The sequence below is a fragment of the Angustibacter aerolatus genome, assembly GCF_054776675.1.
In genome coordinates, this window is the sequence record NZ_BAAHBM010000060.1 from 1 (window position 1) to 21570 (window position 21570).

A 21570-nucleotide genomic window follows, 5' to 3' on the forward strand; every position below is an offset into this window, starting at 1 on the left:
GTCGCGCTCGCCGTGGCCGGCCGGATGCAGCGCAGCCGGCCGCCGGCGGCCTGCGCGGTCCCGGCCGGGGCGGCCGCCGAGGGCGGGAGCCTCCCCGCTGACGGCGGCTACGGTGGACGCCGTGCCTGCCGCTGACCAACCGACGACGGAGCGCGGCGAGCAGACCCGGCAGCGCATCGTCGACGCCGCCCTCGAGCTGTTCGAGGAGCGCGGGTACGCGAAGACGACCATGCGTGCGGTCGCCGACCGGGCCGGCGTCAGCCTCGGGAACGCCTACTACTACTTCGGGTCCAAGGATCACCTCGTCCAGGGCTACTACGAGCGGATGCAGGCGGCGCACGCCGAGGCGGCCCGGCCGGCGCTGGCCGGTCGCACGTTGCTGGCCGACCGCTGGGTGGCGTGCGAGCAGGCGTTCCTCGACGTCGCCGAGCGGTACCACCCGTTCGCCGGGCGGTTCTTCGCGGTCGCAGCCGAGCCGAGCAGCCCGGTCAACCCGTTCAGCGACGACAGCCGTCCCGCCCGCGACGCCTCGATCGACATCATGCGGGACGTCGTCACCGGCGCCCGCGTCAAGGGCGACGCCCGCCTGCTGACCGAGCTGCCCGACCTGCTCTGGCTGGCGCACATGGGCCTGGTGCTGCACTGGGTGCACGACGGCAGCCCGGGTCAGCGGCGCACCCGGCTGCTGCTGCGGCGCACCGCGCCGCTGCTCGAGCGGCTGGTCGGGCTGTCGCGTCTGCGCCCGCTGCGCTCGTCGGTGCACGAGCTGCTCGACCTGGTGGCCGACCTGCGGGACGGCGAGCTCGACGGCTCTGACGACCCCGACGGCGCGGCCGACGCGCCCGGTCCTGCCGCGGCCGCGCCGGACGAACGCGACTAGGCCGATCCCGGCCGCCGGTCCGGTGCAGAGGGGCTCGGACGCTTGGAGCGGCGCCCCGGCTGCCGGCCGGTGCCGACGAACCCACGCGCTCGGAGCGCCGCACGGGCCGCCTGGGGCTAGGCGGGCGCCGGCGTCCCGAGGTGCCGGGCGGCGAAGTCGAGCTCGAGCCGGGCCTGCTTCACCCGCTCGTCGTCGAGCAGCGAACCGTGCCCGGCCTCGTACCGGTAGACCTCGTGCGGCCGCCCGAGCTGCTCGAGCCGGGCGAGGTAGTTGTCGATCTGCCGGATGGGGCAGCGCGGGTCGTGCTCGCCGGCCAGCACCAGCACCGGCGCCGACACCTGCTCGACGTAGGTGATCGGGCTCGAGTCGCGGTAGCGGTCGGGGACCTCCTGCGGCGACCCGCCGAAGAGGCTGCGGTCGAAGGCCTTCAGCCCCTCCATCTCGTCCTCGTACGCCGCGACGTAGTCGGCGACGGGCACCCCGGCGACGCCGAGCGACCAGGCCTGCGGCTGCGTGCCGAGGCCGAGCAGCGTGAGGAACCCGCCCCACGACGCCCCGGAGAGCACCACCCGCTCGGGGTCGGCGACGCCGGTGGCGACCAGGTGGTCGCGCACCGCCAGCACGTCCTCGAGCTCGACGTGACCGACCCGGGCCTCGAGCGCGTCGCGCCAGGCCGAGCCGTACCCGGTGGAGCCCCGGTAGTTGACCTGCACCACGGCGTACCCGTGGTCGACCCAGGCGGCGGGGTAGGGGCCGAACGCGTCGACCTCGTGGTGCGTCGGGCCCCCGTGCACCTCGACGAGCAGCGGCAGCGGACCCTCGGCGCCGGCCGGGCGGCGCAGCAGCGAGTGGATGCGGCCACCCGGGCCGTCGACCCACACGTCCTCGACGGGGACCGACGGCGGTGCCGCGGGGCCGGGCGGGGTGAGCAGCACGCTGCCCTCGCCGGTCGCCGCGCCCGGCAGCACCCGCACGCTGGAGGGCTGCGCGGCGGACGACCAGCGGATCCAGACGTCGCCGTCGTCGCGCACCCCCGCGCCGGTGACCGTGCCGGTCGACGGCCCCACGGGCGTGGTGCGGCCCGTGTCGAGGTCGACGCGCACCAGGCGGGTACGGGCCTCGTGGTCGAGCTCGACCAGCACGCTGCGGGCGTCGGGGAACCAGTCGGCGTCGGCGACCTCGCCGGGTGCGTCGACGGCGACCTCGCGCTCGGCACCGGTCGCTGGGTCCCAGACCAGCAGCGCGGGCACGCCCTGCCGCTCGTGCACGACGAGCAGCCGGTGGTCGCCGGCCAGCGGCGAGAAGCCGGCCGGGTGCAGCCCCCTGCCCTCGCCGTCCCACAGCTCGGCGACCGTCTCGCCGTCGGCCACCCGCAGCACGCGCAGCGCCGGGTGCCGGGAGTCGCCGTGCTCGCTGTGCGCCAGCACCACGACGGTCTCGTCGCGCGACAGGTCGCCGACGTACGCCTCCTCCACGTGCTCGTAGAGCAGCCGCGAGACGCCGTCCTCGACGACGTGCACGCGCACGCCGTAGTCCTCGTCGCTGCTCGCCACCACGGCGACGGCGAGCCCGAGCGCCAGGCCGGAGGAGTACGCCGCCGGTAGGTCGGTGGCCGCCACGTGGGCGCCGGGCGACGACCCGAAGGGCTGCCGCCGCCACACGCCGCGCTCGTCGCCCCGTCGGTCGTCGAACCACCACAGCTGCTCGCCGGCCGGGTCGAGGCCGCCGTGCGCCGTCCCCTCGGGGCGGGACGTCGCCTGCACCGGTGCGTCGTCGCCGACCGACCACCAGTGCAGCTCGAGCGTGCCCTCGGGCGTGGTCGCCGCGACCGCGGTGCGGGTGGCGGCGTCGCGCGCCCAGCCGGGCATGCCGATGCGGCGGGCGCGGTAGCGGGCCTCCCAGTCGGGCGTGTTCGTCATGGCGAGAGCCTGCCACGGCGCGCCGACGACGGCCGGGCGGGCCCCGGGCTGTGGAGAACCGCGGGCGCTCGTCGGTGGCGGGTGCCATATTGCGTCTGCCCGGCCACGCGGCCGGCTCGCACCGTCCCGTGGGAGAACTCGTGTCGCACGTCTCTGCACCGCCGCCGCCCGAGTCGCCGTTCTTCGTGCCGCAGCCCCGGCCGAGGCGGCGGATGGGGCGGGGCCGGCTGGCCCTCGTGGTGCTGGTGCTGCTGGCGATCGTCGCCGTGGTGACGACGTCCGTGGTGCTCGGCACCGGCTTCGACCGGACGGCGGGCGGCGAGGTGGCGGTGGTGCGCGACGGCGGCCCGTTCGACGACAACCAGGTGCGGCAGGTGCTGCAGCCGGCGTCGCAGCGCACCTGGACCGGCCTGTTCTCGACGAGCCACACGTACCCCGCGCAGCAACGGTTCTACACGATCACCTCGGTGGCGGGCCGCGGCGAGCGCACCGGCGTCGACGTCGAGAACGACCCGACCGCCGACGGCGTGGAGGTGGGCATCGAGGGCACCATCTACTTCACCCTCACCTCCGACGCGCAGGCGCTGAAGGCGTTCGACGACAAGTACGGCACCCGCAGGTACCAGGGGCCCGACGGGCAGTACCGGTACGCGTGGGGTGACGAGGCCGGCTGGTCCACCTTCCTCGACCAGATCCTGCGGCCCGTGATCTCCAACGACCTGCGCGAGGAGATCGGCACGTTCCAGTGCGCGCAGCTGCAGGCGTCGTGCGCGCTGGTGCAGAGCGGGCAGAACGCCAGCGCGACCGGCACCGCGGCCGCGGCGCGCGCGGTGACCGCCGCCGGGCAGAGCACCGTCAACATCCGCAAGATCCAGGACGCGATCAACACCTCGCTGGCGGCCGACCTGACGACGACGCTGGGCGGGCCGTTCTTCACCGGGGTGCAGTTCAACCTCGTGAAGATCACGCTGCCGACGAAGGTGCAGGACGCCATCAACAGCGCCCAGGCGGCGTTCGCGGCGGTGTCGGAGGCGCAGGCCAAGGTCGCGCAGGCCACCGCCGAGGCGAACGCGAACAGCCAGCGGCAGAAGGGCTACGCCAACTGCCCGGCGTGCGCCACCATCGACTCGCTCAAGGCCATCCCGCCGTCCGTCACGACCTTCGCGCCCGGTTCCGGGTTCGCCGTCACCGGGAAGTAGGAGCCGTGCGACAGCTCGACGTGGCCCTGGCCGTGGTGCTCGTGCTCGCCCTGCTCGGCGCGCTCTGGTTCCTGCTCGGGCGCTCCGACCGGACGTCGACCAACCGGGCAGAGCAGTCGGCACCGTGGCGCGCCCACGACGTCTCGCGCGACGGGGTGACCCACGTGGTGGTGCGGCGCACGGTCGTCGGGCCCGAGGGCGAGACCGTCGAGCTCGAGTCGCGCGAGGTCGCCGCCGTGCCGGACGCCGACCCCGACTACGACGAGCTGCTCGCCGAGGCGATGGGCCGGGCCCGGGCCCGGGCCGAGGTGCTCGACCGCGAGCGGCGCACCTCGGCCTGAGCCGACCGGTCAGGGGTGCAGCAGCACCTTCGTCCAGCCGTCCTCGCGCTTGTCGAAGTGGTCGTAGCCGGCGACGGCCTCGGTGAGCGGCAGCTCGTGCGACACGATGAACGACGGCGTCGCGCGGCCGGTCACGATGAGGTCGCGCAGCTGACGGTTGTAGCGCTTCACCGGAGCCTGGCCGGTGCCCATCGTCTGGCCCTTGGTGAAGAACTGCCCGTACTGCCAGCTGATCCGACCCTCCTTGGCGCCTTCGTCCGCGGCCCCCGGGTCCTCCGGGACGTAGACGCCCACGACGCCGATGCCCCCGGTGCTGCGCACCGACGAGACCAGGTTGTCGAGCACCAGCTCCGGGTGCTCCTGGCCGGAGTGGTCGTGGGCCTGGTAGCCGACGGCCTCGACGCCGCGGTCGGCGCCGGCGCCCTTCGTGGCCTCCATCAGCTGCTCGACCGGGTCGCCCTGGCTGAAGTCGATGGGGTGCGCCCCGATCGAGTCGGCCAGCCGCAGCCGGTCGGCCTGCTGGTCGACGACGAACACCTCGGTGGCGCCGCGGATCATGGCGCTGTGGGCGGCCATCAGCCCGACCGGGCCGCCGCCGTAGACGACCACGCGGTCGCCCGGCACGAAGCCCGACAGCGTCACGCCGTGCCAGCCGGTGGGGAAGATGTCGGACAGCATGGTGAAGTCGTGCTCGTGCTCGTCGCCCGCAGGCAGCTCGAGCAGGTTGAAGTCGGCGAAGGGCACGCGCAGCAGCTCGGCCTGTCCACCGTCGTACGGGCCCATGTTCGCGAAGCCGTACGCGGCGCCGTCCATGCCCTCGGTCGGGTTCGTCCTGGTGCAGAACGACGACCAGCCGCTCTGGCAGTGGCGGCAGCTGCCGCAGCCGATGTTGAACGGCACCGAGACGCGGTCGCCGACCTGCACGTGCTGGACGCCGGGACCGACCTCCTCGACGACGCCCATGTTCTCGTGGCCGAGCACCCGGCCGACCTCCATGGACGTGCGGCCCTCGTACATGTGCAGGTCCGACCCGCAGATGTTCGTGGTCGTGATGCGGACCACCGCGTCGGTGGTCTGCTCGATCCGCGCGTCCGGCACGTCCTCGACGCTGACGTCGAACGGCCCGTTGTAGCGCACTGCCTTCATGTCTGCTCCCGCCCGCGCGATCGCGGCGGGGCGCGCGGCGCCCGCTGCTGGACGACGGCCCCGCCGACGCAGGTCTGCCACCCACCCTGCGCCCGCCGGCGTCGGCAGGCATCTCCAGACGGGTGGTGGCGCCGTCAGCCGGGCTCAGCGCAGGGTCAACCGCACGGTGTCGCCGGCGGACAGCGCGGTGACGACCTGGTCGATCACCTCGCCGGACGGCGACGGCACCTCGCGGTCGCGCAACCGGGCGCGCAGCTCGAGGCTCACGACCGGCTCGTCCTGCCCGGCGTGGCTGCGCGCCACGTCGTCCACGGCCTGCTGCATGCGGTGCAGGCCGGCCTGGTCGAGGCCGTCCCAGGGTTCGAGCTCGAGGTGAGTGGTCGCCATGACCCGACCGTAGACCCGCCGGGCCGTGGCGACCAGGTCGCGCGTCAGGAGCAGACGACCCCCGTGCACTGGGGCGACGTCCCGTTGCCGGAGGCGGTGTTGCCGCCGAGGTCGGTGGCGTTCGGCGCGTAGATCCCGTACCCCGCGTTGTTCGTCGCCCGGTTGCCCTCGAGCTGGGTGTCGGCGGCGTCCGTGCGGATGCCGTCGGTGTTGCGGGTGAAGGTGTTGCGGTCGAGCAGCGTCGGAGCGAACAGGTCGGGCTCGGGCACGGAGGCGTCGCGCAGGAACGCCGAACCGTTGCGCGAGAACGTGTTGCGGGTCAGCGTCGCCGTGCTGCTCGCACCGATGCTCACCGCGACCGGGTTGCGGGTGAAGGTGTTGCCGGTCAGCGTGCTGCCGAAGTCGCCGAACGACGTGAACGCGACGTCGTTGCGCGAGAACAGGTTCGAGGTGATCGTGCTGCCGAAGGTGCGGTTGACGATGCCGGTGCCGTTGCCGCTGAAGACGTTGCGGTCGACGATGCAGCCGGACTCGTCGCAGTCGAGCGCGGTGTCGTTGTCGTTGAGCACGGACGAGCGGATCGTGGCGCCGCTGGTGATGCTCGAGACCGCGACGGTGTTCGCGCTCAGCACGCTGCGCACGATGCTGCTGCTGCCGTAGACGCCGCTGACGCCACGGGTGTCGTGGTCGAGGAGCGACTCGGTGACGACGAACGTGCGCGCGCCGATCGTGCCGAAGCCGCCGGTGCTCGAGTCGATCGCCGTGACGTGGTGGTCGAGTCGCACCCGCGTGATGCGGACGTCGTGGGTGGCCGGCTCGAAGTCGTCGGTGGGGGCGCCCGCGACGCCGGTGCCCCAGTGGTCGACGCGGCCGTCGCGGACGGTGGCGACCCCGGCGTCGGTGACCGTGATGCCGGTGCCCGAGCCCGGCCCGCGCAGCCGGTGCCCGTTCAGGTCGAGCGTCACCGCGCCGTCGAGCGTCAGCCCCTGGCCGGCGGCGCAGGTGAGGTCCTTGGTGAGCGTGGCGCTGGCGGTGAGCGTCGCGCCGCAGGCGACCCCGGCGGCCTGGGCGGGTGCGGCGAGCGCGAGCCCGGCGGCTGCGGCTGCGGTCAGTGCGACGGCGGCGACGCCGGCCCTGCGGGTGGACTGTGGCACGTGGGACCCCCTGCGACGGTTCGGCTGGTGGGCCGAGTCTCGCGGCCGGACGGGTGCGCGTTCACCCGAATGGCCGAACGCGTCGAATGTCCGAGTTGCCTGGCGGTGGCAGCCGCATCGGCGCCGGATGCTTCCCGGCGGCGAGCAGCCGGTGCCAGGGTGACGAGGTCGCGGGCACCGGGGCCCGCGCGGGGACCTGCGGCGGTGCGCGTGTGGGCGATCCGAGGACGGGTGCTGCCGATGGCCGAGCACCCCGCCGTGCCCGTGACCCGCTCCGGGGCCTTCGCCGGCGTCGTCTGGATCGGCGACGACGGCCGGGTGGCGCACGTGACGACCGCCAGACACGCTGTGCCGCAGGGGTTCGAGCAGGTCGACGTGGTCGACGTCGGCACCGACCTGGTGCTGCCGGGGCTCGTCGACCTGCACAACCACCTGGCCTACGACACCCTGCCGCTCTGGACCGAGCCGACCCGGACGACGCCCTGGGAGCACCACGACGCGTGGCCGCGCGCCGCGTCGTACGCCGCCTCGACCACCTGGCCGGCGTACGCGCTGATCACGGCGTGCCCGGACGAGCTGCTGGCGTTCGTCGAGACCAAGGCGCTGATCGGAGGGACCACGACGATCCAGGGGTCGCCGCCGATGAACCGGCCGCGGGACGGGTGGCTGGTGCGCAACGTCGAGGACGAGACGTTCGGCACGCGCGACGCCGGCCTGGTCTACGCCTCGACGCTCACCGCGAAGCCCCCGGTGCTGGCCGACCGCGCCAACCGCATGCGCGCCGGGTCGGCGTTCGTCTACCACTGCGCCGAGGGCCGGCGCGGCAGCCTGGTGGCGCGCGAGTTCCGCGACGCCGAGCAGGCGGGGTGCCTGCAGGAGCGGTTCGTCGCCGTGCACGCCAATGCCGTCGACCCGTCGGTGTTCGCCGGCTGGAGCGGCAGCCCGGGCGCGGTCGCCTGGTCGCCGTTCTCGAACCTCTGGCTGTACGGCGAGACGACGGCCGTCCCGGAGGTGCTCGCCCAGGGCGTGGCCGTCTGCCTCGGCTCGGACTGGGCGCCGTCCGGCACCAAGCACGTGCTGGGCGAGGTGAAGGTCGCGCGGCTGGTGGCCGACCACCTCGGCTGGACGCTCAGCGACGAGGACCTCGTGCGGATGGTGACGTCGTCACCGGGCGACGTGCTGCGCCGGTCGTGGCAGCGGCAGGTCGGACGGCTGCAGCCCGGCGCCCTCGCCGACGTGCTGGTGCTCTCGGCACGCCGTGGCGCGAACCCGTACCGGGCGGTGGTGCGCGCCACCGAGGCCGACGTGCAGCTCGTGGTCGTCGACGGCGTGCCCCGCTACGGCACGCCCGAGCTGATGCAGACGGCGGGCGCGCGCAGCACGACGTCGCTGACGGTGGCCGGGCAGCCGCGGCAGCTGTCGCTGCAGCACCCCGACGACGACAGCGCCTGGGCGTGGTCGGACGTCGTCGACCGGCTCGAGGAGGTGCGCGCCGACCCGAAGGGCGAGATCGAGCAGGCGCAGGGGCGGCTCGCGGCCTTCGCCGGGCGGCTCGACGCCGACGACGCGCCGCTGCGCCTGGCGCTCGACATGCCGACGGGGGTCGGACCGGTGGGCGGGCTGCCGAAGGACCTCGCCGACGTCGTGGTGCCGCCGGTGCAGTCGCTGGAGCACGACGCGGAGTGGCTTGACGCCGTGAGCGGCCGCGGGTTCCACGACGGGGTGCTCGACGGGCTCCGGGCGTTCTACGGAGGACACCGGTGACGACGACTGCTCGAACGCGACCCACTGCTGTCGGCGCGGCGCAGCGCGGACGACCGCTGTCGGCGTTCGACCGCGCGGACCTCGGCCGGCTCGACGGCGGCCAGCGGCTGCAGGTGCTCGACACCCTGCGGACGGTGCTGGCGGGGGCGTACGCGCACCTGCCGGCCAAGCGCGCGGCGTACGCCGTCGACCCGGTGCACGAGCTGGAGCTGTTGCGCCGCAGGGCGACCGAGCTGACGGACACCGAGTTCCACCTCGCGGTGAGCGGTGTGGTGACGCGGCTGCGCGACGCGCACACCCGGTACGTCGGGCCGGTGTCGCTGCGCGGCGCCGTGGCGGCGCTGCCGTTCCTGGTCGAGCAGCACGGCCGCTACGACGAGCCCACCTTCGTCGTCACGAAGGTGTCGGACGACGTGGGTGACGCGGCGTTCGAGCCGGGGGTGCGCGTCGAGTGGTGGAGCGGGGTGCCGATGGCCCGGGCGGTCGAGGTGCACGCCGACCGCGAGACCGGTGGGCGGCCCGACGCGCGGCGCGCCAGGGCGCTGGAGTCGTTGACGTTCCGGGCGCTCGACTACGGCCCGCCGCCCGACGAGCACTGGGTCGACGTCGGGTACCGGAGCCGGCGGGGTGCGGCGAAGGAGGTGCGGGTGCCGTGGCGCGTGCTGCTGCCGGGGAAGGCCGCCACCGCCGTGGCAGCCGGCTCGCGGGCGGTCACCCGGCAGGCCGCCGATCCCGCGGCCGAGGCGGTGCGCCGCGCCAAGAAGCTGCTCTTCGCACCGGGTCTGTGGGCGGCCGACCAGGCGGTGCCCCGGCCTGCGGGCGGTGACGACCTGGCCACGCCGCTGCAGGACGTGCTGTCGGCGAGAGCGCTCTCACGCGACCTCGGCTACCTGCGCATCTGGTCGTTCGACGTCGACGACGACGACGCGTTCGTCGACGAGGTGGCGCGGCTGGTGGGCCTGCTGCCCCAGGGCGGGCTGGTGGTCGACCTGCGCGGCAACCCGGGCGGCCTGGTGTGGGCCGCCGAGCGGGTGCTGCAGCTGTTCACCGACGGCCCGGTGCTGCCGACCCGGTTCCAGCTGGTGGCCTCGCCGCTCACCAGGGCGATGGCCGCGAGCCCGTTCAACCGGCTCGAGCTGCAGGCGTGGCAGCCGTCCCTCGACGACGCCGTGTCGACCGGCGAGCAGTACGCGCAGCCGCTGCCGCTCACCGACCCGGCCTGGTGCAACGACCGCGGCCGGGGCTACCCCGGCCCGGCGGTCGCGGTGGTCGACGCGAACACCTACTCCAGCGGCGACCTGTTCGCCGCCGGGTGGGTCGACAACGACTGCGGGCCGCTGGTCTGCGTCGGCCGGGCGACCGGCGCCGGGGGAGCGAACGTGTGGACGGGTGCCCAGCTGCGCGACGCGCTCGCCGGCACCGACGAGCAGCTCGACCCGCTGCCGGCCGGTGTGGGCTTCACCGTCGCGATCCGGCGCGCCGTCCGGTCGGGGCGCTCGGACGGCGTGCCCATCGAGGACCTCGGGGTGGGCGGCATCCCGTACGACATGACGCGCGACGACGTGCTGCGCGGCAACCGCGACCTGCTGGCGTTCTGCGCCGACGTGCTCGCCCGACAGCCCGGAGGCGGCTGATGACCGAGTTCGACCCCGGCCCGCCGAGCGCGGTGGCCGACCACCTGGCCGCGCTGCCGACGTACGCGCCGCACCGCGAGCTGTTCTGGTACGACTGGGGACCGATCTTCTACCGCGGCCGGCTCGACCGCTCGGCGCGGCTGCTCTGCATCGCCTCGGACCCCGGTCCGACCGAGCGGGTCGCCGGCCGCACCCTCGTCGGCGACGCCGGCCAGCGGGTGCAGGGGTTCCTCGCGAAGCTCGGGCTGACCCGCGGCTACGTGCTGCTGAACGCCTTCGCCTACGCGCTGCTGCCGTCGAAGGCGCAGCGGGCGACGCCGATCCTCCGTGAGCCCCAGCACCTCGCGTGGCGCAACGCCCTGCTCGACGCGGTCACCGGCCCGCAGCTGCAGGCCGTCGTCGCGTTCGGCGCGCAGGCGCGGGGCGCCGTCCGGCTGTGGGACGACCGGCCCGACGTCCCGCTGCTCGAGGTGCCGCACCCGTCCAGCCGCGACGCCGCGCGGCTGGTGGCCGAGTGGCACGACGCCGTCGAGACGCTGCGCGACGTCGTCACGCCCGACGCCGACGGCGACCACGCGCTGCCGAACTACGGGCCGAGGTTCCTGGAGTCGGACTACGCGCGGATCCCGGCGCGCGACCTGCCGTTCGGCGTCCCGCCGTGGCTCGGCGACGACCGGGCCGGTCGGGCCGCCAGACCGCGCCGCAACAACACCGTCGAGCGGCTCGGGTCCGACCTGCTGCACACGATCGTCTGGACGGCGCCGCCGGACCAGCCATGACCGCCCGGCGTCAGTGGGACTCGACGTCGTGGCCGGCGTCGCGCAGCGCGGCGGTCGCCGTCGGCGCGGCGTCGCCGGGCACGAGCAGGTAGTCGGTGTCGTACGTGCTCAGCGCGAAGATGCTGACGCCGGCGGCGGCGAGCGGGCCGGTGAGCGCGTGCAGCACGCCGACGAGCGAGAAGTCGAGCTGGCCGGCCACCCGCCAGGCCCGCCACCCGGGCTGCTCGTGCAGCGCGCCGTCCGGAGCGGGCTCGGCGCAGACCAGCGAGCACTCGTCGGACGTGAGGGTGAGCGACCACAGGTCGCCGCCGCGCGGGGTGAGCGCGGTGCCCGGCGGGTAGCCCGCGACGACGTAGCGACCGGGCAGCGCGAGCAGGCGGGACGGCACCCGGGCACGGTACGCCGATCGTGACATCTGAACGTCTGCTCAGACTTGTGGGTGCGGTGCGCCGCGGGCTACGGTCCGACGGTGAGCGCACCCTCCACCGCGCAGCACGTCCCGCTGCTCGCACCGGTGCGCGGCTGGCAGCGCGTCGACACCCGCAGGCTGCTCGGCACGCTGGCGTTCGTGGCGCTGCTGCACGTCGTCGGCTGGGGCGTGCTGCTGCTGTTCGTGGTGCCGCAGGGGCTCACGGCCGGTGCCCAGGTGTTCGGCGTGGGGCTGGGGGTCACGGCGTACACCCTGGGCATGCGGCACGCGTTCGACGCCGACCACATCGCGGCGATCGACAACACCACCCGCAAGCTGATGACCGACGGGCAGCGGCCGGTGTCGGTCGGCTTCTGGTTCTCGCTCGGCCACTCGTCCGTGGTGTTCGCCATGGCGCTCGTCGTGGCCGCGGGCGCGCGCTTCGCCGGCACGCTCGTGCGCGAGGGGTCGCCGGTGCACCAGGCGCTCGGCGTCGTCGGCACCAGCGTGTCGGGCCTGTTCCTCTACCTCATCGGCATCCTGAACCTGGTCGCGCTCGTCGGCATCGTGCGGGTGTTCCGCCGGATGCGGCGCGGGGAGGCGGGCGACGAGGCGCTCGAGGAGGTGCTCGGCCAGCGCGGTCTGCTCGCCCGGGTGCTGCGCCGGGTGACCCGCACCATCACGAAGCCGTGGCAGATGTACCCGGCGGGCGTGCTGTTCGGCCTCGGCTTCGACACCGCCACCGAGATCTCCCTGCTGGTGCTGGCCGGTGCCGGTGCGGCGTCTGGCCTGCCCTGGTACGCCGTCATGGTGCTGCCGGTGCTGTTCGCCGCCGGCATGAGCCTGCTCGACACCCTCGACGGCGCCTTCATGAACGTCGCCTACCAGTGGGCCTTCGCCAACCCCGTGCGCAAGGTCTTCTACAACCTCACGATCACCGGCCTCTCGGTCGCCGTCGCGCTGCTCATCGGCACCGTCGAGCTCGTCTCGGTGCTGCACGAGCGCCTCGACCTCACCGACCCGTTCACCACCTGGGTCGACGGGCTCGGCCTCGACAACCTCGGGTACGTCGTCGTCGGCCTGTTCGTCGCCGTCTGGGTCGTCGCGATCGCCGTCTACCGGCTGGGCCGCGTCGAGCAGCGCCTCGCCGTGCCCGACCCCCACTAGAGCGCCTCGGCGACCGGCGGCGGCGGGCTGACCCGCCGCCACCGGCGCCTCGACGTCGGCGGGTCAGCGCTTCGCGTGTGCGGCGCGGACCTGCGCCAGCTTCAGGTCGTACGCGCGCTGCGCGGGCGACGCAGCGAGCGCGGTGCTGCGCGCCGTCGCGCCGGCCGGGGCGATCGCCCCGGGGATCGCCTTGCCGAGCGGGGAGTAGCAGGTCGCCAGCGAGATGACGTCCGTCTCGTCACTGCTGACCGCGAGCGCCAGCCAGGTGTTCGGGACGATGGCACCGGCCTCGGTGGTGTCGGGCCCGGACAGCGCGATGCCGGTCTCGGCGAGGCCGCCGCCACCCGTGAGCACGGTGCCGGCCGGGCAGACCGCTGCCGCGTCGGACGCGACGACCGTGCCGGTGATCCCCTTGGCCGACGCGAAGTCCGTCGAGCTCCGGCCGTCGACCTTGTCGGCGTCCGCGGCCTTGGCGGTCCTGCCGAGGAAGTCGCTCGACGAGTGCCCGTCGAGCAGGTCGGACGACAGGTTCTTCACCGTCTTCCTGCTGTTGACGGCCAGGGGTGCCTTGCCCTTGCCTGCGGACAACGACAGCGCCGTGCCCTTGGTGTTCGTGATGCTGGTCGTCGCGGTGGTGCGGTTCGCGTGACCGAGCAGCACGGACTTCGCGGCAGCGGCCGTGGCGCTCGCGGCCGGGCTGACGACGGCACCGACGACGAGCGCGCCGGCGACGACGCCGGCGGTGGTGAGGCGACGCATGGAGTTCCTGTCTGACGAGGTGGGGCGACCGCGCAGTCGCGAGCGCCAGCGCAGCGTAGGTCGGCGCCACCCACCCCGTCAGGGCTTTGACTGTTGTCGCCGAAACCCGCACCAGGTGTTCACTTCGGTGCTGCGCCCGTCGCCGCGGGACCGGGCGGTGGTTCAGCCCGCCCGCGCCGGGTCGACGTCGTGCGCCCGGGACGCCGCGGCGACGAGGGCTGCGACGGCGGGCGAGCGGCTGGTGGCGGGCCAGGCGAGCACGGTGGTGACGTGCGGGGCGTCGAGGACGGGCACGGCGACGTGGTCGGGCCACTGCCACGCGCGGCTGGAGGCGGGGATGACCAGCAGTGTGCGACCGAGGGACACCAGCTGCGCGAGCTGGGCCTGCGTGCGCACCTCGGGCCCTGGGCCGTCCGGGTAGGTGCCGTCGAGGCGGGGCCAGCGGGCGATCGGCAGCCCCGGGACGTCGCGGACGTCGGCCGTGGTGAGCGACCGCCGCGACGCCAGCGGGTGCCCGGCGGGCAGCAGCGCGACCTGCCCCTCGGTGAGCAGGTCCTCGGTGTCGAAGCCGGCCAGGTCGTCGACCGGGCGGTGCATGATCGCGACGTCCGCCCGGCCGTCGCGCAGGTGGCGGGCCTGCTCGCCGACCTCGCACAGGACCACCTCGACCGGGGGCGCCGAGTCGTCGGCGGCGACGGCGTCCAGCAGCGTGCGGAGCAGCTCGTGCGAAGCGCCCGCCTTGGTCACCAGCACCAGCGGGTGCCGCTGACCGGCGCGGCGGGTCCGTTCGGCCGCGGCGGCGACCGCGTCGAGGGCGGTCCGCGCCTCGCGCAGCAGCACGCGCCCCGCCTCGGTGAGCGTCGCACCGCGGCGGTCGCGGTCGAGCAGCCGGACGCCCAGTCGGCGTTCGAGGCGGCTCACCGCGCGGGACAGCGGCGGCTGTGCGATGCCGAGCCGGTCAGCCGCCCGGCCGAAGTGCAGCTCCTCGGCGACGGCGACGAAGTACCGCAGCTCGCGCGTCTCCAGGTCGTCCACGGGCCGAGCGTACGTCGCTGATACCTGCCGGGTATCACAGACCGCTGACATCGGTCTTGGACGCCGCCCGGACGTCACGACGAGGCTGGAGGCATGACGGACACACGGGTCGCGCTGGTCACCGGCGCCAACAAGGGGATCGGCCTCGCAGTCGCGCACGGGCTGGGGGCCCTGGGGTTCACGGTCGCGGTCGGGGCCCGCGACGAGGGTCGCCGCGAGGACGCCGTCCGGGGGCTGCGTGGCGCCGGCGTCGACGCGTTCGGCGTCGCGCTCGACGTGACGTCGGACGCCAGCGTGGCCGCAGCCGCAGAGGGCCTCGAGCGCACGGCCGGGCGGCTCGACGTCCTCGTGAACAACGCCGGGATCGGCGGCCGCACCGACCGTGGGGCGCAGGACCCGACGACGCTCGACCTCGAGGTCGTCCGGGCCGTGCTCGAGACGAACGTGTTCGGAGCGGTTCGCGTGACGAACGCGGTGCTGCCGCTGCTGCTGCGGTCCCGGTCACCCCGCGTGGTGAACGTGTCGAGCAACATGGGGTCGCTGACGCTGCGGACCGGACCGGTGATGGCGGCCTACGCGCCCTCGAAGTCGATGCTCAACAGCCTCACCGTGCAGTACGCGCGCCGGCTCGCCGACACGGCCGTGCTCGTGAACGCCTGCTGCCCCGGGTACGTCGCCACGGACTTCACCGGTCACGCGTCGGCGCGGACGCCGGAGGAGGGGGCTGCCGTCGTCGTCCGCCTCTCGACCCTGCCGGACGACGGGCCGAGCGGTGGGTTCTTCGACGACGCGGGCGTGGCGCCCTGGTAGGCCGCACGGCTGTCGCGGGCCGCCTCGGGCTGGGACACTCTCGGACGGCGGCGCGGTCGTGCTGCAGGCACCTCACCGAGGGAGATGGCAGTGGGACTGATGGACCGGCTTCGCGGCGAGCTCATCGACATCATCGAGTGGACCGACGACACCCGCGACACCATCGTCTGGCGGTTCCCGCGGTACGAGAACGAGATCAAGATGAACGCCCGGCTGGTCGTGCGCGAGGGGCAGACCGCGGTGTTCGTCAACGAGGGCACGCTCGCCGACGTCTTCCCACCCGGCACGTACACGCTGTCGACGGCGAACCTGCCGATCTTGTCGACCCTGCGCGGCTGGAAGCACGGCTTCGAGAGCCCGTACAAGGCCGAGGTCTACTTCGTCTCGACGCGGCAGTTCACCGACCAGAAGTGGGGCACGCAGAACCCCGCGATGATGCGCGACCCCGAGTTCGGCATGGTCCGCGTGCGCGCGTTCGGCACCTACACGTTCCGGGCGGCCGACCCGGCCGTGCTGCTGCGGGAGCTGGTCGGCACCGACCCGCAGTTCACCACCGACGAGGTCGAGGAGTTCATCCGCCAGTCGGTGGTCTCGCGGGTGGCGACGGCGCTCGCGACGTCCGGGGTGTCGGTGCTCGACCTGGCCGCCCACCAGGGCGAGATGGCCGAGCGGCTCGCCGGCATCCTCAGCGCCGACCTCGAGCACCTCGGCCTGACCCTGCCGCGCTTCGTCATCGAGAACGTGTCGCTGCCGCCGGAGGTCGAGGCCGCGATGGACAAGCGCACCAGCATGGGCGTGCTCGGCGACCTCAACCAGTTCACGCGGTTCCAGGCGGCGACGGCGATCACCGAGGCGGCGTCGAACCCCGGCGGGCTGGCCGGCGCGGGGGTCGGCATCGGCGTCGGCGCCACGCTCGGCGCACAGCTCGCGCAGGCGCTGTCGCCCTCCGCGGCGCCCACCGCCGCGCCGACCGCCCCGCCGCCGCTGCCGGGCACGACGCAGTGGTACCTCGGGGTCTCCGGTCAGCAGGTCGGTCCGCTCGCGCCCGCGGAGGTCGCGGCCCGGGTGGCTGCCGGCACGGCCACCCCCGAGACGCTGGTCTGGCGGGCCGGCATGTCCGACTGGGTGCCGCTCGCCTCGGTGCCCGAGCTGGCCGCCGCGCCCGGGACGGTGCCGCCCCCGCTGCCGCCGCAGTGAGCACCGTCGCGGGGCCGTCGCAGTCGGCGTGCCCCTCGTGCGGCGCCGCGCTCGAGTTCGCCCCCGGGGCCGGTGCGCTGAGCTGCCCCTACTGCGGCGCGCGGCTGGGCATCGCGGCGCCCGTCGGCGACGTCCGGCACGAGTGGGCGGCGTACGCACAGCACCGGCCGGTGCCCGTCGCCGAGCTGCCGCCGTTCGACGTGCGGTGCGAGCGGTGCGGCGCGCAGCAGACCACGACGGCGATCGCCGGGCGCTGCGGCTCGTGCCAGGCGGCCCTCGTCGTGGTCGACGACCTCGACGGCCGGCTCAAGGCCCCGGACGCCGTCGTCCCGTTCGTCGTCGACCGCGCGCAGGCCGGGACGGCGTTCGCGGCCTGGACGTCGTCGCGCTGGTTCGCGCCGTCCGCGCTGAAGAAGGTGACGCCCGAGTCGATGCAGGGCACCTACCTGCCGCACTGGGGCTTCGACGACCGCACCGTCACCGACTACACCGGTGAGCGCGGCGACTACTACTACACGACCGAGACGTACACGACGCAGGAGAACGGCCGCACCGTCACCCGCACCCGGCAGGTGCGCCACACCCGCTGGTCGCACGCGTCCGGCCGGGTCGCCCGCGACTTCGTCGACGTCCTCGCCGCCGGCGTCCGCACCCCGGACGCCGGGACGCTGGCCGAGCTCGGCCCCTGGTCGACGGCCGCGGCCGACGGCTACGCCCCGCAGTTCCTCGCCGGCTTCGACGCCCCGCGCTACGAGGTCGACCCGACCGACGGGCTCGCCGACGCGCAGCGGCAGATGGCGGAGGTCATCGCCGACGACTGCCGCGCCGACATCGGCGGGGACGAGCAGCGCCTCGACCAGGTGCGCACCGTCGACCAGGACGTGCGCTTCCGGCTGCTGCTCATGCCCCTCTGGCTCGCGACCTACGTCGCCTCGGGCCGCACGTACGACGTCTTCGTCAACGCCAACACCGGCGAGGTCATCGGCGAGCGGCCCTACAGCGCGGTGAAGATCGCTGCCGCGGTCGTCGCGGCGCTCGCCGTGGTCGCCGCTGCGCTGCTGCTGTACCGCTACCGGTAGTCCGCTCACGGTCCGGACGTCCATTACGAGCCCACGATCGACAAGCGGCTGATGTGCCGATTGTCTTGATGGAGGGAAATCCGACAGCACGGTCGGTCCACCGGGAACGGGAGTCACCGCATGCAACCTGCTCGATCTGGTGCGCGGGCGGTGCTGCCCGCAGTCCTCGTGGCGCTCGTGGTGGTCGCCCTCTGCGGGGGGCACCGCAGCCCCGAGCCGCGACGTGTCGCGGAGGTCCGCGCCGTGTGCAGCGGCTACCAGACGGTCAGCCACACCGTCGACTGGCAGTCCTTCCTGACGCACCAGGTGCGTGCCGGGTTTCGCGAGTGCCACGACTGGATCGGGACACCGGTGCAGCTCCGCCACGTGTACCGGCCGGTGATCACGTTCCCGACGAGCGTCCCCGGCGGGGGCGTCGCGGAGCAGCTGAAGATCGTGCGGCAGCCGTACCTGTCCTCGAGGAGCAGATCGAAGTGGGTCTACCGGTTCTCCGTGCAGCAGCACATCGTGCACATGCCAGGCGGCCAGACCTTCGACCTCGAGCTGCGGGTCCACCGCGAGGGGCACGGCCGCGGTGCCGGCTCCGCGCGCCTGTGCCAGACCAGGCTGAGGTGCAGTGCGTACCAGCGGTGAGCCGTCGCACCGGGGTCGTGACCCGGGCAGCGGTCGCGTGAGGGTGGAGCCGCCTGTCGGAATCGAACCGACGACCTGCGCATTACGAGTGCGCTGCTCTGGCCGACTGAGCTAAGGCGGCGTGTGCCCCGGGCGAACCGGGGCACGGCTGTCGAGTATAGGGCAGCGGGGCCGGTGCCTGCGCCGCGGTACCGGGGACTACGAGCAGCGGGTGCCGTCGGCGGGCAGGTCGCCGCGCAGGTAGTAGGCGTCGATCGCCGAGTCGATGCAGCGGCTGCCGCGGCGGTAGGCGGTGTGGCCGTCGCCGACGTACGTGAGCAGGTGGCCGGCGTCGAGCTCCTTCGCCAGGCCCTGCGCCCAGGCGTACGGCGTCGCGGGGTCGCGGGTGGTGCCGACGACGACGATCGGGCCGCTGCCGGTCGCGTGGATCGGCGCGGGCTCGCCGTCGCCGCGCACCGGCCAGACCGTGCACGGCAGCTCGCTCCAGGCGAGGAACGGGCCCCAGGTCGGCGCCAGCTTGGTGAACGGTGCGACCGTCGCCTCGATCTGCTTGGTGCTGCGGCGGTCGGGTCGGTCGAGGCAGTTCACCGCGTAGATGACCGTGTTCTGGTTCGAGTTGTAGCCGTTCGGCCCGCGGTCGCTCAGCGCGTCGGAGAGCTGCAGCAGCACGTCGCCGCGGCCGCCGCGCAGCTGGCTCAGGCCCTGCCGCAGCACCGGCCACGACTGCTGGTCGTACATGGCGGCGGCGATGCCGAACGAGCCGCGGCCCTCGGTGAGCGGGCGGTCGGGGTCGTTCGTCGCGGCCGGGTCGCTGTCGAGGTCGTGGATCATCGAGCGCAGGGTGGCCGTGCCGCGGTCGACGTCGGACCCCAGCACGCAGTCGCCCTGCTGCACGCAGTCCTCGACGAACGCCCGGGTGGCCTGCTCGAACCCGGCGGCCTGACCGCCGTTGACCTGGTCGCTGGTGAGGGCCGGGTCGATGGCGCCGTCGAGCACCATCTTGCCGACGTTGCGCGGGAACTCCTCGGCGTACGTGGCGCCGAGGAACGTGCCGTAGGACTTGCCGAGGTAGTTCAGCCGCTGGTCGCCGAGCGCGGCGCGCAGCACGTCCATGTCGCGGGCGGCGTCCTTCGTGCCGACGTGCGCGAGCAGGTCGCCGCCCTTCGCCGCGCACTGCCGCGCCATCTGTTTCGCGAGGTCGACCGACTGCTGCACCTCGGCCGCGTCGTCCGGCGTCGGGTCGGCGCCCACGAGCCGGTCGGTCTCGGCGTCCGTGAGGCACTGCAGCGGCGCGCTCGCCCCCACGCCGCGCGGGTCGAACCCCACCACGTCGTAGTGCCGCCGCAGCGTCTCGCTGACCACGGACTGCGCCGCCCGCGCGTACTGGACGCCGGACCCGCCCGGCCCGCCGGGGTTCAGCACGAGCGAGCCGAGGTGGTCGCCGGAGCGGCTGGCGCGCAACCGGATCACGGCGAGCTGGATGGTCGCGCCGGCCGGCTCGGCGTAGTCCACCGGCACGGTGAGCTTCGCGCACTGGAACCCGTCGCCGCAGCCGGCCCAGGCGAGGCGCTGGGCGTACAGCGCGTCGAGGCCGCTGGGGACGGGCGCCGGTGCGACGGACGTCGGGCTGCTGACGGCCTCGCGACCGCCGCCCCCGCCGGAGCCGGTGCAGGCACCCACCAGCAGGGCGGCTGCCGCCACGAGCGCGGCGGCCACCGGCCGGCGCCGCGGACGCGGGCGTCGCCACCCGGGCAGGGTAGGACGTCGGTCGGTGGTGGTCATGCGTCCCCCTGGGGCCGGTCGTGCGGTGTCACGCGTCGAGCCGCAGCTGCACGGCCATCGCCTCGAGCGCGAGGAGCGCGTTCACGTTGGCGCCGATGCGGTCGCGGGCCTCGCGCACGGCGTCCATGCGGTGCAGCAGCTGCTCGGGCGACAGCGCGCGGGCGAGGCGCTCGAGGTCGGGCCGCATCTCGCCGTTGACGAGGTCGGCGCCCGGGTCGGCGTGCAGCACGAGGACGTCGCGGTAGACCGAGAGCAGGTCGATGAGCGAGCGGTCGACCATGTCGCGCACGAAGCGGGTGGCGCGCCGCTTCTGCTGCTTCTCGAGGTCGCGCAGCTGGGTGCGGACGTACGGCGGGTGGGTGCGGGCGGTCGGGTCGGCACCGAGCGCACGCAGCAGGTCGGCCTTCTCGTGCTCGTCGCGGCTGCCCGTGCCGGCCTCGGCCTCGGCGGTCGCCGTCGCCAGCAGGCGCGCGGCGTGCAGCACGCTCTCGCCGACCCCGCGCAGCTGCAGCAGCACCCGCACGACGTCGCGGCGGCGGATGCGCGCGTCCTCGTCGAGCGCCAGCCGGCGGGCCATGCCGATGTGGCTCTGCGCCGCGCGCGCGGCGAACGCCGCCATCGACGGGTCGACGCCGTCGCGCCGCACCAGCAGCTCGGCGACCGCGTCGGGCGGCGGGGTGCGCAGCGCCACCGACCGGCAGCGGCTGCGGATGGTGACCAGCACGTCGTCCGAGCTCGGCGCGCACAGCAGCCACACGGTGCGGGCCGTCGGCTCCTCGATCGCCTTCAGCAGCGCGTTGCCGGAGCTGTCGTTGAGCCGGTCGGCGTCCTCGACGATCACGACCCGCCAGCGCCCGACCGACGGACGCCGGGCCGCGAGCGGCAGCATGTCGCGCGCCTGCTGCGCGGTGATCACCACGCCCTCCGTGCTGAGGGTCGACACGTCGGCGTGGGTGCCGCCGAGCACGGTGCGGCAGCTGTGGCAGACGCCGCACCCGGCCTCCGGCTGCTCGCACTCGAGCGCCGCGGCGAACGCGCGCGCCGCCACCGAGCGCCCGGACCCCGGCGGCCCGGTGAACAGCCAGGCGTGCGTCATGCCGGACCCGTCGCCGCGGGCCGACGCCACGGCACGCTGCAGCAGCTCGACCGTGGGCTGCTGCCCGACCACCTCGTCCCAGACCGACACGGTGCTACTCGCCCAGCCCGAAGATCTCGTCGTCGAGGCCGCGGTCGCGCTGGCCGCGGCCGTCGCCCCGCCCGCGCTCGCCCCGCCCGTCGTCGGCCCGCTCGTCGCGGACGGCGCCTCCATCGGGCCGGACCACGGGCAGCGGGGCGGTGGCGTCGACGACCGGCGTGGTGGTGGTCTCGGCCGCCTGCAGCCGTTCGCGCTCGCGGGCCCGCTCGGTCTGTGCGTCCTGCTGGGCGCGGCGCGCCACCCGGTCGCGCTCCTGCTCGTCGCGCGCGGCCTGCGCCGCCTCGCGGGCGGCGGCCAGCGC

20 protein-coding genes, 1 tRNA gene and 1 pseudogene are annotated in these 21570 nt (G+C 74.6%); 11 read left to right on the forward strand and 11 right to left on the reverse strand.

The features are described from left to right. The first annotated feature begins 121 nt into the window (after nucleotides 1–121). Nucleotides 122–880, forward strand: coding sequence for a TetR family transcriptional regulator (locus ACYVI6_RS13335; protein ID WP_460446842.1), 759 nt, complete (start codon nucleotides 122–124; stop codon nucleotides 878–880). A gap of 116 nt (nucleotides 881–996) precedes the next feature. Here the strand turns inward: ACYVI6_RS13335 and ACYVI6_RS13340 are convergent, their stop codons facing one another. Beyond that, nucleotides 997–2799 (reverse strand): S9 family peptidase, encoded by a 1803-nt coding sequence (locus ACYVI6_RS13340; protein WP_460446843.1) that lies wholly within the window; start codon nucleotides 2797–2799, stop codon nucleotides 997–999. A gap of 140 nt (nucleotides 2800–2939) precedes the next feature. Here ACYVI6_RS13340 and ACYVI6_RS13345 point away from each other — a divergent pair, with 140 nt between their 5' ends. Together ACYVI6_RS13345 and ACYVI6_RS13350 are read left to right on the forward strand one after the other, a co-directional pair. Next, nucleotides 2940–3998 carry an SPFH domain-containing protein gene (locus ACYVI6_RS13345; protein WP_460446844.1) on the forward strand — a complete coding sequence of 353 codons (1059 nt, stop codon included), beginning with the start codon at nucleotides 2940–2942 and terminating at the stop codon, nucleotides 3996–3998. 5 nt (nucleotides 3999–4003) lie between these two features. After that, a complete protein-coding gene (locus ACYVI6_RS13350; protein ID WP_460446845.1) occupies nucleotides 4004–4339 on the forward strand; it encodes a hypothetical protein in 336 nt (111 codons plus the stop codon). Between the two features lie 9 nt (nucleotides 4340–4348). On the opposite strand, the gene ACYVI6_RS13355 is transcribed toward ACYVI6_RS13350, so the two are convergent. From ACYVI6_RS13355 to ACYVI6_RS13365, 3 genes are all read right to left on the reverse strand, one after another. Then, a complete protein-coding gene (locus ACYVI6_RS13355; protein ID WP_460446846.1) occupies nucleotides 4349–5485 on the reverse strand; it encodes a glutathione-independent formaldehyde dehydrogenase in 1137 nt (378 codons plus the stop codon). A gap of 144 nt (nucleotides 5486–5629) precedes the next feature. Further along, the gene (locus ACYVI6_RS13360; RefSeq protein WP_460446847.1) at nucleotides 5630–5872 is read right to left on the reverse strand and encodes a hypothetical protein; all 243 of its coding nucleotides are present in this window, start codon (nucleotides 5870–5872) and stop codon (nucleotides 5630–5632) included. Nucleotides 5873–5916: 44 nt separating this feature from the next. Further along, complete coding sequence (locus tag ACYVI6_RS13365; RefSeq protein WP_460446848.1) at nucleotides 5917–7026, reverse strand: NosD domain-containing protein; 1110 nt, start codon at nucleotides 7024–7026, stop codon at nucleotides 5917–5919. A 240-nt stretch (nucleotides 7027–7266) separates the two neighbouring features. Here ACYVI6_RS13365 and ACYVI6_RS13370 point away from each other — a divergent pair, with 240 nt between their 5' ends. Genes ACYVI6_RS13370 through ACYVI6_RS13380 form a run of 3 tightly spaced genes read left to right on the forward strand, consistent with a single transcriptional unit; the run spans nucleotide 7267 to nucleotide 11203 of the window. Next, complete coding sequence (locus ACYVI6_RS13370; protein ID WP_460446849.1) at nucleotides 7267–8790, forward strand: amidohydrolase family protein; 1524 nt, start codon at nucleotides 7267–7269, stop codon at nucleotides 8788–8790. After that, complete coding sequence (locus ACYVI6_RS13375) at nucleotides 8787–10424, forward strand: S41 family peptidase (RefSeq protein ID WP_460446850.1); 1638 nt, start codon at nucleotides 8787–8789, stop codon at nucleotides 10422–10424. Before ACYVI6_RS13370 ends, ACYVI6_RS13375 begins: the two co-directional genes overlap by 4 nt. Beyond that, the gene (locus ACYVI6_RS13380; RefSeq protein WP_460446851.1) at nucleotides 10424–11203 is read left to right on the forward strand and encodes a uracil-DNA glycosylase family protein; all 780 of its coding nucleotides are present in this window, start codon (nucleotides 10424–10426) and stop codon (nucleotides 11201–11203) included. Before ACYVI6_RS13375 ends, ACYVI6_RS13380 begins: the two co-directional genes overlap by 1 nt. Before the next feature lie 10 nt (nucleotides 11204–11213). On the opposite strand, the gene ACYVI6_RS13385 is transcribed toward ACYVI6_RS13380, so the two are convergent. Further along, entirely contained in the window at nucleotides 11214–11591 is a 378-nt protein-coding gene (locus ACYVI6_RS13385; RefSeq protein ID WP_460446852.1) for an ACT domain-containing protein, read from the reverse strand. An 81-nt stretch (nucleotides 11592–11672) separates the two neighbouring features. Between ACYVI6_RS13385 and nicT the strand changes: the two genes are divergently transcribed. Continuing rightward, on the forward strand, nucleotides 11673–12779 hold the full coding sequence (nicT, locus tag ACYVI6_RS13390) for a Nickel transporter NicT (protein WP_460446853.1): 1107 nt from the start codon (nucleotides 11673–11675) through the stop codon (nucleotides 12777–12779). A 63-nt stretch (nucleotides 12780–12842) separates the two neighbouring features. Here nicT and ACYVI6_RS13395 read toward each other — a convergent pair whose 3' ends face one another. Beyond that, nucleotides 12843–13538, reverse strand: a complete 696-nt coding sequence (locus ACYVI6_RS13395; RefSeq protein WP_460446854.1) for a hypothetical protein — start codon at nucleotides 13536–13538, stop codon at nucleotides 12843–12845. A gap of 162 nt (nucleotides 13539–13700) precedes the next feature. After that, nucleotides 13701–14573 carry a LysR family transcriptional regulator gene (locus ACYVI6_RS13400; RefSeq protein WP_460446855.1) on the reverse strand — a complete coding sequence of 291 codons (873 nt, stop codon included), beginning with the start codon at nucleotides 14571–14573 and terminating at the stop codon, nucleotides 13701–13703. Between the two features lie 93 nt (nucleotides 14574–14666). On the opposite strand from ACYVI6_RS13400, the gene ACYVI6_RS13405 reads away from it, so the two are divergent. From ACYVI6_RS13405 to ACYVI6_RS13420, 4 genes are all read left to right on the forward strand, one after another. Then, entirely contained in the window at nucleotides 14667–15383 is a 717-nt protein-coding gene (locus tag ACYVI6_RS13405) for an SDR family oxidoreductase (RefSeq protein ID WP_284288519.1), read from the forward strand. 90 nt (nucleotides 15384–15473) lie between these two features. After that, the gene (locus ACYVI6_RS13410) at nucleotides 15474–16580 is read left to right on the forward strand and encodes an SPFH domain-containing protein (RefSeq protein ID WP_460446856.1); all 1107 of its coding nucleotides are present in this window, start codon (nucleotides 15474–15476) and stop codon (nucleotides 16578–16580) included. Next, entirely contained in the window at nucleotides 16577–17659 is a 1083-nt protein-coding gene (locus tag ACYVI6_RS13415) for a TFIIB-type zinc ribbon-containing protein (RefSeq protein ID WP_460446857.1), read from the forward strand. Before ACYVI6_RS13410 ends, ACYVI6_RS13415 begins: the two co-directional genes overlap by 4 nt. Before the next feature lie 150 nt (nucleotides 17660–17809). After that, a complete protein-coding gene (locus tag ACYVI6_RS13420) occupies nucleotides 17810–18292 on the forward strand; it encodes a hypothetical protein (protein ID WP_460446858.1) in 483 nt (160 codons plus the stop codon). A gap of 44 nt (nucleotides 18293–18336) precedes the next feature. Here the strand turns inward: ACYVI6_RS13420 and ACYVI6_RS13425 are convergent. From ACYVI6_RS13425 to ACYVI6_RS13440, 4 genes and pseudogenes are all read right to left on the reverse strand, one after another. Further along, a tRNA-Thr gene (locus ACYVI6_RS13425) sits at nucleotides 18337–18413 on the reverse strand. 77 nt (nucleotides 18414–18490) lie between these two features. Further along, complete coding sequence (locus ACYVI6_RS13430; RefSeq protein WP_460446859.1) at nucleotides 18491–20074, reverse strand: alpha/beta hydrolase; 1584 nt, start codon at nucleotides 20072–20074, stop codon at nucleotides 18491–18493. Nucleotides 20075–20102: 28 nt separating this feature from the next. Beyond that, on the reverse strand, nucleotides 20103–21260 hold the full coding sequence (locus ACYVI6_RS13435) for a DNA polymerase III subunit delta' (protein ID WP_460446860.1): 1158 nt from the start codon (nucleotides 21258–21260) through the stop codon (nucleotides 20103–20105). A 4-nt stretch (nucleotides 21261–21264) separates the two neighbouring features. Next, nucleotides 21265–21570: pseudogene (locus ACYVI6_RS13440) on the reverse strand (hypothetical protein); the annotation flags it as partial.

Coding starts and splice junctions, on each gene's coding strand:
- ACYVI6_RS13340 (WP_460446843.1), bottom strand. CDS start 2,799: ATGACGAACACGCCCGACTGGGAGGCCCGCTACCGCGCCCGCCGCATC.
- ACYVI6_RS13355 (WP_460446846.1), bottom strand. CDS start 5,485: ATGAAGGCAGTGCGCTACAACGGGCCGTTCGACGTCAGCGTCGAGGAC.
- ACYVI6_RS13360 (WP_460446847.1), bottom strand. CDS start 5,872: ATGGCGACCACTCACCTCGAGCTCGAACCCTGGGACGGCCTCGACCAG.
- ACYVI6_RS13370 (WP_460446849.1), top strand. CDS start 7,267: ATGGCCGAGCACCCCGCCGTGCCCGTGACCCGCTCCGGGGCCTTCGCC.
- ACYVI6_RS13380 (WP_460446851.1), top strand. CDS start 10,424: ATGACCGAGTTCGACCCCGGCCCGCCGAGCGCGGTGGCCGACCACCTG.
- ACYVI6_RS13395 (WP_460446854.1), bottom strand. CDS start 13,538: ATGCGTCGCCTCACCACCGCCGGCGTCGTCGCCGGCGCGCTCGTCGTC.
- ACYVI6_RS13405 (WP_284288519.1), top strand. CDS start 14,667: ATGACGGACACACGGGTCGCGCTGGTCACCGGCGCCAACAAGGGGATC.
- ACYVI6_RS13430 (WP_460446859.1), bottom strand. CDS start 20,074: ATGACCACCACCGACCGACGTCCTACCCTGCCCGGGTGGCGACGCCCG.